This is a genomic window from Aeromicrobium sp. Root344 (genome assembly GCF_001425755.1).
Lineage (GTDB): Bacteria > Actinomycetota > Actinomycetes > Propionibacteriales > Nocardioidaceae > Aeromicrobium.
In genome coordinates this window covers 2,223,802-2,236,946 of the sequence record NZ_LMDH01000001.1, presented here as the reverse complement: position 1 = coordinate 2,236,946, position 13,145 = coordinate 2,223,802, and the positions used below count along the sequence as shown (strand labels likewise).

Sequence of the window (13,145 nt, the reverse complement as noted above, 5' to 3'; positions counted from 1 at the left end):
GAGGCTACTGGTCAGGTTCGCGGTGACCGACTTTTCCTTGGCTCTCTTCAGCGTCTGTCGCCAGACCGATTTCCAATAGCCGCGGTAGTGCGGACCTCAGTCGATCCAGCGGAGTTGACGCTGTTTGCCCTCATCGTGCTTCTCCCGGCCGGACAACGAGTCGGGGACACCCGTCTCCCACCATGCGCCGGCCTCGGTCCAGGCCGAGTGGTCCACCGAGCAGACGACCACCGCAGGCCGCCGATTCAGCCGCGCCGCGTCGCGGGCACGCAGATATGCCGCCCGCAGGTCCACGACGTCGTTGCTGTCTCGCACATCCTCCACGTGCGCGCCAAGGGCGGCCGCGTGGGCAGCGAAGTCGACGCGCACGCTGCCGTCCGCGCCTGGGCCTCGCGAGTCGGCCAGCATGTTGTTGAAGCCCTCGGCCCCTTGGTTCGTCTGCAGGCGGTGGATCACGGCGTACCCCCCGTTGTCGCAGATGACTGCAACGTACGGGTGCCCGCTGAAGGCCGCGGAGTAGATCTCAGAGTTCAGCATCAGGTACGAGCCGTCGCCGAAGATCGAGGTGACCAGCCCGTCCGGGTGGGTCAGCTGCCGCGCCATGGCGGCACCCCAGGGTGCGACCACCTCATAGCCCATGCAGGAGAATCCGTACTCGAGGTCCATGGTCGCGCCAGAGGTCGGCGCGGTGTCGTGCTTGACCTGCCCGGTGCGCCAACCGCCGTGCAGCTCACCCGGCATGCCGCCCGAGGCGGCAAGCACGTAGTCGTCGGGGGTGCTGAGGTCGTTGACCAGGCCGGTGACCTCGGCGTAGCTGAGGAGTCCGCCTGAGGCATGGTCGCCGGCGCGTAGGCCATCGATGTGTTCGTCCCACGTGGCCTTTTCAGTCGTGACCCGAGCGCACCATTCTTGCGTCGACGTCCAGCCGGCGAGCCCTGCGTCGAGCTCGAGCAGGGCTTCTCGCGCGTCACCCGTCACCGCGTGAGCGTTGTGCTTGACGGCGTCGAAGCGGGCGGCGTTGACCCCCACGATCCGCACGTCGGCCGCGAACCCTGTCCACGAGGAGGTCGTGAAGTCCTGGAGCCGGGTTCCGACCGCCACGATGACGTCGGCTTGGGCGGCGAGGTTGTTGGCAGAGGCCGAGCCGATGATCCCGAGCGCTCCCCCGAAAAGGGGATGGTCGTGCGGCACCAAGGTGCGGCCGGCCGCGGTCTCCACCACGGGCACGTGGTGTCGCTCCGCAAACGCGAGGGCTTCAGCGCCAGCGCCGGAGTAACGGACTCCGCCACCAACAACAAGTAGCGGCCGCTCGGCCAGCTTGATCACCGCGACCGCCTCCGCGAGAGCGTCCCGGTCGGGCCGAGGACGGGGCACGCGGTGCAGCCGTGGCTCGAACATCGCCGCAGGGAAGTCGTACGCCTCGGCCTGCACGTCCTGCGGCAGGGCGAGAGTGACCGGACCGCAGTCGGCCGGGTCCGTGAGCACCCGGGCGACCTGCGGGAGCGACGAGAGCAGCTGCTCCGGCTTGGTGATTCGGTCGAAGTAGCGAGAGACGGATCGGAACGCGTCGTTCACGGACGTCGTCGGGTCCCCGAAGTGTTCGACCTGTTGGAGCACCGGGTCGGGGGCTCTGCTGACGAACGTGTCACCCGGGAGCAGGAGCACCGGTAGCCGGTTGGCGTGCGCCAGGCCTGCCGCGGTCACCATGTTGAGCGCACCCGGGCCGACCGAGCTCGTCGCGACCATCACCTGGCGGCGGTCCACCGCGCGGGCGTAGGCGACGGCTGCGAGCGCCATCCCCTGCTCGGTCTGGCCTCGCCACGTCGGCAGCAGTTCACGGACGTCGTGCAACGCGGTGCCGAGACCGAGCACGTTGCCGTGCCCGAAGATCGCGAACACACCCGGGAACAGCGGCACCTCCGAGCCGTCCAGCAGCTCCGAGCGCTGAGCGACCAGCCATCGCACCAGAGCCTGGGCGGTGGTCAGCCGAACAGTCTTGGTCGTCACTGGCCGCCCTTGGGAGCGGCAGCGGCGCGAAGGACAGCGGCGGCGGCAGCCACGGCAGCGGCGACGTCTCCGTCCGGTGGGTAGAGAAGGGACCTGCCGACCACCAGGCCACGCACCGTGGGCTGAGTCAGGGCCCGCCCCCATGACTCCAGGTCCTGGGCCGGGTCGGGTCCGGGCACGCCTCCCAGCACCACGCACGGCAGTGTCGTCGCTGCGAACACCGTTCCCGGGTCGTCGCAAGAGGGCATCTTGAGCCAGGTGTGCGTACTGGTCGTGCCCAGTCCGCTGGCGACGGTGACCGCCCGGGCCAGCGACCGGCTGTCCTTGAGAAGCGTGAGCGCGCCGTCCTCCTCACGGTGGTAGGGAAGCGGCTCGACCATCGCGACCAAGCCGCGTGCGGCGAGCTCGCTGACGGCGGCCGCGCATCCCTCGATGGTGTCGGCTGTGGAAGGGTCTTGGTCATCGATCCGAAGCAGCATCTTGCCGCCTTCGAGGTTGTTCGCGGCGATGCTGGCGGCGTCGTAGCCGGTGAACCGGTCGTCCATCGTCCAGCTGGCCCCGTCGAGGCCGCCGCGGTTCATCGAACCGATCACGACCTTGCCCTCGAGCGCCCCGAGCAGCAGCAGCTCCTCGACGACGTCCGGGGTGCCGAGCACGCCATCGACGTCTGGGTTCTCCAGTGCCGCGACGAGCCGCGCGAGGAGCGAACGCCGGTCGGCCATCGCCATCGCGTCGCCCCCGGAGGCGAGGGCGCCACGAGCCGGGTGGTCGGCAGCCACGAGAAAGAGACTGCCGCGCTCGGAGAGGATCCTCCCCGGCCGCGCCCGGGCGGCATAGGCGCGACTGACCGCGTCGGGGTCGGTGGCGCGCTGCTCGAGCAGTCGTAGCCATTGCTCGTCGGTGAGGTCGGGTCCGCGACGGTCAACGTCGACGTCGATGGTGGTCATGAAAGTGCTCCTGGGTTCGCTGTGGGGGTGGCGACGAGTGATTCGAGCTCGTCGATGGTGGGCATCGCATCGGCGCAGGCGAGCCGCGAGGCGACGATCGCCCCGGCCGCGTTGGCGTACTCGGCGCATCGGACGGGCTCCCAGCCGGAGAGCAGGCCATGCACCAGCGCGCCGCCGAAGGCGTCGCCGGCGCCGAGCCCGCAGACGACCTCGACGGGGTGCGGCCGGACGACGGTCACGTCGTCCCGCGTTGCGACGAGCACACCTTCACCACCCATCTTGACGAGGGCCAGCTCGACCCCCCGGCCCATCAGCCGGCGCGCCGCCTCGCGGGGGTCCGCCGTGCCGACCGCCACCTCGACCTCCGCCCGGTTTCCGACCACCACGGTCGCGTGGTCGAGCAGTTGGTCGTACTCAGCCCGGGCGTCCGCCGACGAGGGCCAGAACATCGGTCGCCAATCCAGGTCCAGGCATGTCCACCTGCCAGAACCCGGCTGTGGGCGACCTCGGTGTGCAAGTAGCTCGAGGTGGGTCGTACGCGACGGCTCCACGCTCACACCCGTCCCGGTCACCCACAGGACGGGCACATCGCGCACGACGTCCATCGGGACGTCGTCGGCGAACAGCATGAGGTCCGGAGCGGCCGGTGCGCGGTAGAAGAGGAGGGGCGGGTCCTCCGGGGGGTTCAGCTCGCAGAAGACCACGGGTGTGTGCAGCTCCGTGGACGTGCCGACGTACGAAGCGTCGACTCCGAAACCAGCCAGCGCCTCGCGGACGAAGTCGCCGAAGCCGTCCGCGCCGACCTTCGTGAGCACAGCCGTACGGCGGCCGAGGCGCGCGCTCCCGACCGCGACGTTCGTGGCGGTGCCGCCGAGGAACTTCGCGAACGTACGGACGTCCTTGAGCGGACCAGGCTGCTCGGGGTAGATGTCGACCCCGACGCGGCCGACGGTCAGCACCTCGAGGTCATCGACGGACGTGGTCACCACGAGCTGACGTACTTGTCGATGGTCTGGCGCATGAACAGACTGGACTCGCGGGCCCTGTCCTCCCACGCGAACACACAGGAGGTCATGATGTTGCCCTCGCCGTCCCCGAAATTGAGCCGGCCGAGCGTCTCGAAGAACAGGTCCCAGTGGACCTCGCCCTGGCCGATGTCGAGGTGCTGGTGCACTCGCACCGCGTTGCCAGGTGGGTTGGTGATGTAGCGCAGCCCTGAGGAGCCAGTGTGGTCGTATGAGTCGGCCAGGTGGAGCTGGGTCATCAGCGGGCCGGCGTACTCCATGATCGCGACCATCTTCTCGGGGGTCGTGCCACCCATGTGGAACGTGTGCGGCGCACAGTAGAGGAAGGAGACCAACGGTGAGTTGATGCCGCGGATCATGTCGATCGCGACGAGTCCGTCCTCGACGAAGTCATCAGGGTGCGGCTCGAGTCGCAGCTCCACGCTCTCGCGTTCGAAGACCGGCAGCAGCTCGTCCATCGACCGCCAGAACTGTGCCTCGCTGAGGCTCGCCGCCTCCGGCCGGCCGTTGAACTCCGAGTTCATCACGTGGCAGTCCAGGTCGACGGTGATCTGGATGGCGCGCTTCCAGTACCGGACGGCAGCCTGGCGCTCGTCCTCGTCGGGTCCCGACCAGCGGTACAGCGGCAAGTGGGCGGCGACCTTCACCCCGGCGGCATCCAGCGCCTTCTTGAACGCCTTGACGGTGCCGTCGTCCGCACGGGGGTGGAGGAAGAACGGAGTGAAGTCCTCGCGAGGCGAGAGCTCGATGTACTCATATCCCAGGTCGGCGACCAGAGCGGGCAGCTCGAGCAGCGGGGTCGTCCGGAACATGTAGGGATCGAGGGCGATCTTCATGATGGAGCCTTTCGTCTGACGGTGGCTACTTGGCCGTGGGGAAGTGGAAGCTGGCGTCATTGGCGTGCTCGAGGCGTGGCCAGCGCGCGGTGACGACCTTGGCGCGGGTGTAGAAGCTGACGCCCTCGGGCCCATGGATGTGCTTGTCGCCGAAGAGCGAGTCCTTCCAGCCGCCGAAGGAGTAAAAGGCCATCGGCACCGGCACCGGTACGTTGATGCCGATCATCCCGACCTGGACACCACGCTGGAAGCGCCGCGCGGCCTCGCCGCTCGAGGTGAAGATCGCGGTGCCGTTGCCGTACGGATTGGCGTTGATCAGCTCGATGGCCGCGTCGACGTCGTCCATCCTCACCACCGAGAGGACAGGTCCGAAGATCTCTTCCGTGTAGACGTCCATGTCCGGCGTGACGTGGTCGATCACGGTGGGGCCTACGAAGAAGCCGTTCTCGTGACCGGCGACGACGTAGCCGCGGCCGTCCACGGTCACCTCGGCACCCTGGTCGACGCCGGTGCCGATCAGGCCCGTGATCCTCTCTTGGGCTGCCCGCGTGACGACCGGGCCCATCTCGGCACCCGAGTCGCGCCCGGAGCCGACCTTGACCGCGCGCGCTCGTTCGTTGACGGCTGCGACAACGGCGTCGGCAGCTGATCCCACCGCCACCGCCGCCGAGATCGCCATGCACCGCTCCCCCGCCGATCCGAACGCCGCGGCGGCCAGGTGATCGGCCGCGAAGTCGATGTCGGCGTCGGGCATCACGATCGCGTGGTTCTTGGCACCGCCGAGGGCCTGGACTCGCTTTCCGCTGGCAGTACCGCGTTCGTGGATGTATCTCGCGATCGGGGTGGAGCCGACGAACGAGACCGCAGCGATGTCCGGCGAGTCGAGGATCGCGTCGACTGCCACCTTGTCGCCGTGGACGACGTTGAAGACGCCGTCGGGGAGGCCGGCGCGCTGCCAGAGCTCGGCGATGAGCAGCGACGCAGAAGGGTCCCGCTCACTTGGTTTCAGCACGAACGTGTTGCCACACGCGATCGCCACGGGGAACATCCACATCGGCACCATGACCGGGAAGTTGAAGGGCGTGATGCCGGCAACCACCCCGAGCGGCTCACGGAACGAGAAGGTGTCTACGTCGTTGGAGACCTGGTCCGAGTATTCGCCCTTGAGCAGGCTCGGTATGCCACAGGCGAACTCGACGACCTCCAGACCCCGTTGAACCTCGCCGAGGGCATCCGACAACACCTTGCCGTGCTCATCCGTGACCAGCTCGGCCAGCTCCTGGGCATGCGCGTTGACCAGCTCACGAAAGGCGAACAGCACCTTGGTCCGCCTGCTGACCGATGTCTGAGCCCACGCCGGGAACGCGTCCTTGGCGGCCGCGATCGCATCCGCGACGTCCGTGGCTTCCGCCAACAACACGTCGGCCTGCTGGGTCCCGTTCGCGGGGTTGAAGACGGGAGCGGTGCGGTCGGAGATACCGGCCGAACGCTTGCCGGCGATCCAGTGCTCGATGGTCCTCACGAGAGAGGCCTTTCTCTTTGAGTGGTCTTCATGTGACGTGGTCAGTGGCCGTACAGGGCGGGCTTCTCGCCGAGCGCGATCTCCACTCGTTCGCCGCTGTGCAGCGCCTGGACGCCCGCGTCGCACACGGCCGTGGCGGCATAGCCATCCCACGAGCTCGGGCCTGTGGGCGCCTTGCCCGCGGCGATGGTGTTGATCCATTCCTGGAACTCGGTGTCGAACGCGGCGACAAAGCGTTCGCGCCAGTCGGCGGGGACCGCACTGTTGACGCGACCGGCGCTGCGCACGTCGACGAGGTTGCGATCGGCGAGTGCCGCGGTGCCGGTCTCGCCGACCACCTCGCCGCGGATGTCGTAGCCGTACCGGATGTTGACGCTGGTCTCCACGGTGACCAGCACCCCGCTGGCGGTCTCGACCACCATCAAGAGCGGGTCCTGCAGGTCTCCGCCGAGGCTGTTGGGCTTGGCGGCAAGCACGCGGATCGCCCTGAGCTCCTCGTCGAGGAGCCATCGCACGACGTCGAAGTCATGGACGGCCGTGTCGACGATCGCCATGTCTCGGGTGTAGCTGGGCGGCACATCCGGGTTGCGGTGTCCGGAGTAGTAGAGGAGCGGCGCGCCGATCTCTCCGGACTCGATGACGGACTTGAGTGCGCGGTAGGCCGAGTCGTAACGGCGCATGAAGCCGACCTGCACGAGGCGCCGACCGGAAGCGACCTCGGCGTCGATGATCCGGCGGCAGGCTTCCGTGGTGGTGGCCAGCGGCTTCTCGCAGAACACGGGCTTTCCTGCGGCGATCGCGGCGAGGACGAACTCCTCGTGCGTGGGGCCCCACGACGTGACGATGACGGCGTCCACCCGCTCCGAGCGGACGACGGCATCGCCGGTGTCCATGACGTCGGCTCCGGGAAGCTCCGCAGCGACCTGCTTCGCCGCGTCGAGGTCGGCGTCGGTGACTGCCGTGATCTCCGCGCCCGAGAGCACGTGGGTGATGCGCCGGATGTGGTCCTGCCCGATCATCCCGGTTCCGATGACTCCGATTCGAAGCGTCATGCTGTGTCTCATTCCTCAGTAGGGCCAGCGGCGGACGGGACCGATGCCGCAGCCGACGTAGTAGCCGGCGGTGCGGGCGCCGATGGGGAGGGGAAGGTCAGGCTCGATCGGGTACAGGTCCTGCTCGATCACGCAGAACGTCTCGCGGCCGAGGCGGCCCAGCGCATCCAGCAAGGGCGGCATGTCCGGCTCGCCATAGGGCGGCTCACACATGACCCCGAGCTTCACGGCCTCCGAGAGCGGCATGTTCTCCGCGAGCGCGCGGGCGCGCACGGCCGGGTCGACCGACTTGAGGTGCACATAGGTCACTCGCTCGGGGAACTTCTCGACGATCTGGATGTTGTCGCCCTCGCAGTACGCGATGTGCCCGGTGTCCAGGCAGAGGTTGACCAGCGAAGGGTCGGTGTCGGACAGGAACCGCTCGATCCGCGGCTGCGTGTCGACATGCGTGTCCACGTGTGGATGGAAGACCAGCTTCACCCCGTACGACTCGTAGATGAACGTGGCCAGCTCGTTGGTCCCTGTCACCAGGTTCTTCCACTGCTCGGGGTCGATGTCGGCGCCCTCGGTCGCCTCCCCCGTACGCATGTCGGTGTACTGCTCGGGCAGGTGGACGAGGTATTCGGCACCGACGGCCGCGAGAAGCTTCGCCTCGCGCCCGAACGACACCTTCGCCTCGTCAAGCGCCTCGGCACCTCGGTGCAACCCGGCGAACACCGTGCCGCCGACGACCGTCAGGCCCCGGCTGGCCAGCTCGTCCTTGAGCTGTTCGGGATCCTGCGGCATGAAGCCCTGCGGCCCCAGCTCGGTGTAGACGTATCCGACTCGGGCGATCTCGTCGAGGTACACGTCCCAGGTCACCTGGTGAGGGTCGCTGGCGAACCAGACCCCCCAGGAGTCAGGCGCAGTGCCGAGGCGGAGGTTGGACAGGTCGGTCATGACGGTCTCTTCTTGTCTGCGGCCGCGGGCGCGGCCGGATCGGTGGGGTGTTCGGGCAGCGCCGCCGGGGCCGCTGTCTCGAGCGGCCATGCGTCGACGCCACGTCTGCTAGGCCAGCGCGTTGCCCCGCCGGAAGCGCTTGATCCCTTCCGCGCCCTCGACCACGGCGGCGGTGAGCTCTTCGACGCTCGTGTCCTCGCGGCGTACGTCGAGGATCTTGCGGCCATGGTTCATCACGATGTGCCGGTCGCAGACCTTGAAGGCGTGGTGCAGGTTGTGAGTGACCAGCACCGACGAGACGCCGTCGGACTTCAGGTGCACGAGGTAGTTGAGCAAAGCCTCGGTGGCGCGTACGGCGAGAGCACTGGTCGGCTCGTCGAGGATCAGGAGCGAACGCTTGAAGTGCACAGCTCGCGCGATGGCGACTGCCTGCGACTGACCACCGGAGAGCGAGCTCACGAGCTGCTTGGCGCTCTTGATGCCTTCGATCGAGACGACGCTGTCCAGGATCTCGGTCGTGATCGCGTCCATCTCGCGCATCTTCATGAAACCGAACCGGTTGGTGACCTCGCGGCCGGCAAAGATGTTGCGCGTGATGGACATCGTGGGCACGAGGGCCGAGTCCTGGAAGATGGTCTCGATGCCGAGGCGCTCGGTCTCCGGCCGGCTGACCCGCGAGAGCTGCTCACCCTCCCAGAAGTACGCACCGCTGCTCATCGGGACGACGCCCGACATGATCTTGACGAGCGTCGACTTGCCGGCGCCGTTGTCCCCGAGCAGACCGACGACCTCGCCGTTGCCGATCTCGAAGGACACATCGTCGAGCACGGTGTTCGGCCCGTAGTTCTTGGTGACACCCTCGAGGCGAAGGAGCGGCGCTCCCGCGCTGGTCGACGGCTCGGCGACCTCGTTGCTGAGCGTGGTCATGTCGCCTTCCCTTCCATGAACTTGTTGAAGACCGCCGCGACAACGATCGCGAGGCCCAGGAACAGCTGCACGTAGAACCCGGGGGCGTTGCCGAGGACGAGCCCGTTCTCGATCGTCAGGATCAGGGCTGCGCCGATGACCATCCCGGTCACCGAGCCACGCCCGCCGGTCAGTGAGCACCCGCCGACGACGGCAGCAGCGATCGCGAGCAGGGTGTAGGAGTCAGTGGTGCCGGGTTGCATGCCGGAGGTACGCGCGACGTACAGCGACGAGGCCAGTCCCACCATGAACCCCATGAACACGAAGGCCTGCAGGCGCACGACGTTCGGCTTGATCGACACCGCGGCAGCCGCGGCTGGGTTGCCGCCGACCGCGAAGACCTTGTTGCCGAGCCGATGACGGTGCAGCACGAACCAGGCGGCGACAGCCACGACGATGAGCCACACGAGCTGGGATCGGAAGTAGCCGTAGTTGCCGGCCATCACGTCAACCATCGTCTCGGTCCGGACGCCGGGGAAGAAGGTTGCCGGCGTGCTGCCGTTGACGTAGATGCTCACACCTGTCCAGAAGAACGACATGCCGAGGGTCGCGATGAAGGACGGGATCTTGGTCCTCACCACGATCACGCCATTGATGAACGCCACCGCCATCCCGACTGCGAGCGTGGCCACGAAGGCCAGCAGCCAGCCGTGGTTGTTCGCGGTACGGATGAAGACCACGCCGCAGAGCCCGATGGTCGCCCCGATCGACAGGTCGAACTCCCCCGCGATCATCAGCACTCCGGCCCCGATGGCGAGGATCGCCAGCACCGGGATGTTCTGTGAGAGGACCCCGGAAAGGTTGTTGGAGTTGAGGAACGGGAAGCTGGTGGAGTTCGTCGCCGAGGCGATGATGAATCCCACCAGGATGAGGGCGTAGACGCCGCTGATCTCCAGTGCGCCTCGGCCCCGTAGGTAGTACAGCGTGTCCTTGAACCGTTCTGCCCTGGTCGTCGGTTGGCTGTCCGCCAGCCGGCGCCGCGTTGGCGCCTGCTCCTCGAGCGCGAGGGGCGCCTCGGGCACGGTTGCCCTGTCGGTTCCCTCGGGAGTACTGATGGTCATGGCTTCTCACTTCGTCGGTGCCGCCCAGACGTCGGGTGGCGGGTCGGATGGTGTCGCCGGGTCCGGTCACAGGTGCGGCCGGACCCGGCCACGCCCTGTTACCAGCGCACGCCCTGCAGCGCCTTGTCCTCGAGGTTCGACACGTTCGACTTGTCGATCAGCGAGTTGCCGCCAGAGTTGATGGTCGACGGCGAGAGACCGAAGTCCAGGAAGAGGCTGGCCTCAAGCACCGGCTGGAAACCCTGGACGTAACCCTGCTGATCCGCGGTCGCGAGGATGCGGCCCGACTTGATGCCGTCGATGACCTGCGGCGAGGTGTCGAAGCCCACGATCGGGACCTTCACGCCCGCGGCGTCTTCAGCCTGGACCGCGTTGCGATGCGGCGTACCACCCAAGGGCACGATCGCCTTGACGTCCTTGTTGGCCGTCAGCCACGCCTGCATCTTGTCCAACGCCGGCGCATCCTCACCGGAGGTCCGGAGGTAGGTGCACTTGACGCCCTTGTCCTTCAGGACCGACTCGACACCGCCGCCACGCTGGATGGCGTACTGCTGGGAGGGCTCCTCAGCTGGGCAGAGAACCTTGTCGCCGGCCGAGAGGTCCACGCTGTCGACGAGCTTCTGGCCGACGTACGTGCCGACCTGGAAGAAGTCCTGTCCGACGAACGCCTTGATGCAGTCCTTCGCAGGGCCGGTGGGCGGCACGTTGTAGGCGAACACCGCGACTCCGGCCTTGGAGGCCTCGCACGCCGCGTTCTCCCAAGCGGGATCGTTGAAGGAGATCACGAGCGCGGCCGGCTTGCTCGCCGCCGCGGCGTTGACCAGGTCGGTCATCTTCCCGGTGTCGCCAGCCGCTGTCTCCAGCTTGATCGACAGGTGCGAGACGTTCGCCGCGTCCTCGGCGCCTTGCTTGATCTGGTTCCAGAACGCGTCCTGGGACGGGTCGTAGTAGGTGATGAACTCGATGTTGCGGCTCTTGGCACGATCGCCGAAGCCGTCCTTGAGGGCGGCGGCGCTTCCGGAGCTCTTGGCGTCTCCGGACGAGCTGCAGGCAGCAAGAACACCCAGCGACATGGCGGCGACCGCAGCCATCGCCACGAGGCGCGACTTGTGGATGGAGATAGACACCTTGGCAGTACCTTTCTTCGCGCCCGCTGGCTTCTGAATCGCGGACGAACGGAGTTGGTGCCCGGAATCCGAGTTCTCCGGGTGTGACGGGGGTCACGCGAGCCATTGAACTAGCACGTGCTAGTCGGTGTCAATAGTTTGTTCTAACATTTGTGCGTCGCACGCTCAAACTCGTGCGGGAAGGGGCTTCAGCGGGCCGGAACTGTGCCTGTGGAGGCACGCACCACGAGGGTGTTCTCCACCGACCGCAGGGCAGGTGGAGACTTCGGCGACTCGACCCGCCGGACAGCCAGCTCGACCGCGGCGGCACCCATGAGAGCCGGGTCCTGGCGAACCGTGGTCAGCTCGACCCCCGGCACGCTGGCGATGCGGATGTCATCGAAACCTGTGACCGAGAGATCTTGAGGGACGCGCACGCCAGCTCGCAACATGACCTGGAGCAGGCCGAAGGCGATCTGGTCGTTGCCCGCAACGACCGCGGTGGGCAGCTCGGGACGCGCCAACAGCCCGCGGGCGGCGACCGCGCCGGCTTGCTCGTCGTGTTCCCCGTCCCACATCACGACGTCGAGCTCGAGGCCGTGCTCCTGCATGGCTCGCCGATAACCCTCGAGTCGCAGACGTGCAGGACCCATGGTGGAGCTGTTCAGGAAGCTGACACGGCGGTGGCCCAGCCCGACGAGATGGTCGACGGCCAGGCTGATGCCGATGTCACCCGAAGAGCGGACAACGTCGTACGAGGAGTTGCGATTGCCACCGCCGACGTTCGTGATCGGCACCGGACTGCGGTCGACGATCGCACGGAGCTCGCGGTGGCTGACCTCGGCACCCATGACCACGACCGCGGCACAACGGTGACTGAGCAGCTCGTCGACCGACGTGCTGAGGCTACGACTCGGCGTCTGAGCAGCAAGGATGACGTGGTAACCCTTGGCCGCGGCGGCGTCATACATCGCTTGCACGATCTCCGGCTCGGTGGCGTGGACCGGACTGAAGACCACGCCCAGATCGGCGCTGCGCGTTCGACGAAGGGCTCTGGCTCCGGCATGCGGGCGGTAGCCGAGCTCGCGAGCCGCGTCACGGACTCGCGTACGAGTGGCCTCGCTGGCACCTGGCAGGTCGCGCAGGACCAGCGACACCAGTTGCCGCGAGACGCCCAGGTGCGCAGCGATGTCCGCCATGGTGGGCGCTCGCCCGTCCTCTGGCTGCTGCATGATCTCCCTGTCCGCCTCGACGGAGGCTAGCACCCGGTCGTCGCACGAGTCCGGACGTGCCGACATCGTGTCAGACGCAGGTGTGCCGTTCACCCCATACGACACCACGCTTGACCCGCGACGTACCGGTTGCCTCGTTGATCACTGCTGTGTCCCTTGATGTGCTGGCAGATATCTCGCGGATGGACCTTGCGACGTTGTGCCGCCCTTCTCGCCGATGATCACCAGGGCAGCGCACGATGCACAGGCCGCCGGCCCGCAGGGATCGAACTGGCGGTAGAACAGCATCGGCCACTGATGAGCAGCCAGCCCACAGGCGGTCGAGGCAACCCCAACCTCCCCGGCGTGGATCGTGCCGTCGAGGGCCCACGTCCCTCCCCCGGGCTGCGTCAACCGACGAGTGGGCGCCGTGGGGTACCAGATCATCGGACCCCCTTTGGTGTCAGCCATGA

General features: G+C 67.5%; 11 protein-coding genes. All 11 read right to left on the bottom strand.

The window, feature by feature from the left end:
- Window positions 1-96 precede the first annotated feature (96 nt).
- Window positions 97-2,007: a 3D-(3,5/4)-trihydroxycyclohexane-1,2-dione acylhydrolase (decyclizing) gene (gene iolD, locus ASC61_RS10910; protein WP_056211800.1), complete on the bottom strand. Its 1,911-nt coding sequence runs from the start codon at window positions 2,005-2,007 to the stop codon at window positions 97-99.
- Window positions 2,004-2,954: a Cgl0159 family (beta/alpha)8-fold protein gene (locus tag ASC61_RS10905; RefSeq protein WP_056211798.1), complete on the bottom strand. Its 951-nt coding sequence runs from the start codon at window positions 2,952-2,954 to the stop codon at window positions 2,004-2,006. The genes iolD and ASC61_RS10905 overlap by 4 nt, the downstream gene beginning before the upstream one ends.
- Window positions 2,951-3,943 carry a 5-dehydro-2-deoxygluconokinase gene (iolC, locus tag ASC61_RS10900; RefSeq protein ID WP_200935438.1) on the bottom strand — a complete coding sequence of 331 codons (993 nt, stop codon included), beginning with the start codon at window positions 3,941-3,943 and terminating at the stop codon, window positions 2,951-2,953. Before iolC ends, ASC61_RS10905 begins: the two co-directional genes overlap by 4 nt.
- Window positions 3,937-4,815 (bottom strand): sugar phosphate isomerase/epimerase family protein, encoded by an 879-nt coding sequence (locus tag ASC61_RS10895; protein WP_056211796.1) that lies wholly within the window; start codon window positions 4,813-4,815, stop codon window positions 3,937-3,939. The genes iolC and ASC61_RS10895 overlap by 7 nt, the downstream gene beginning before the upstream one ends.
- Window positions 4,816-4,840: 25 nt before the next feature.
- Window positions 4,841-6,337 (bottom strand): CoA-acylating methylmalonate-semialdehyde dehydrogenase, encoded by a 1,497-nt coding sequence (locus ASC61_RS10890; RefSeq protein ID WP_056211794.1) that lies wholly within the window; start codon window positions 6,335-6,337, stop codon window positions 4,841-4,843.
- Window positions 6,338-6,378: 41 nt separating this feature from the next.
- Entirely contained in the window at window positions 6,379-7,389 is a 1,011-nt protein-coding gene (locus ASC61_RS10885; RefSeq protein ID WP_056211792.1) for a Gfo/Idh/MocA family oxidoreductase, read from the bottom strand.
- Between the two features lie 15 nt (window positions 7,390-7,404).
- Window positions 7,405-8,328, bottom strand: a complete 924-nt coding sequence (locus ASC61_RS10880) for a TIM barrel protein (protein WP_200935437.1) — start codon at window positions 8,326-8,328, stop codon at window positions 7,405-7,407.
- Between the two features lie 108 nt (window positions 8,329-8,436).
- Window positions 8,437-9,255, bottom strand: coding sequence for an ATP-binding cassette domain-containing protein (locus ASC61_RS10875; RefSeq protein ID WP_056211790.1), 819 nt, complete (start codon window positions 9,253-9,255; stop codon window positions 8,437-8,439).
- Window positions 9,252-10,355: an ABC transporter permease gene (locus ASC61_RS10870; RefSeq protein WP_082530604.1), complete on the bottom strand. Its 1,104-nt coding sequence runs from the start codon at window positions 10,353-10,355 to the stop codon at window positions 9,252-9,254. The genes ASC61_RS10875 and ASC61_RS10870 overlap by 4 nt, the downstream gene beginning before the upstream one ends.
- A 98-nt stretch (window positions 10,356-10,453) precedes the next feature.
- Window positions 10,454-11,482, bottom strand: coding sequence for a substrate-binding domain-containing protein (locus ASC61_RS10865; RefSeq protein WP_157439454.1), 1,029 nt, complete (start codon window positions 11,480-11,482; stop codon window positions 10,454-10,456).
- Window positions 11,483-11,670: 188 nt separating this feature from the next.
- Window positions 11,671-12,693, bottom strand: a complete 1,023-nt coding sequence (locus ASC61_RS10860) for a LacI family DNA-binding transcriptional regulator (protein WP_162243669.1) — start codon at window positions 12,691-12,693, stop codon at window positions 11,671-11,673.
- Between the last annotated feature and the right edge of the window lie 452 nt (window positions 12,694-13,145).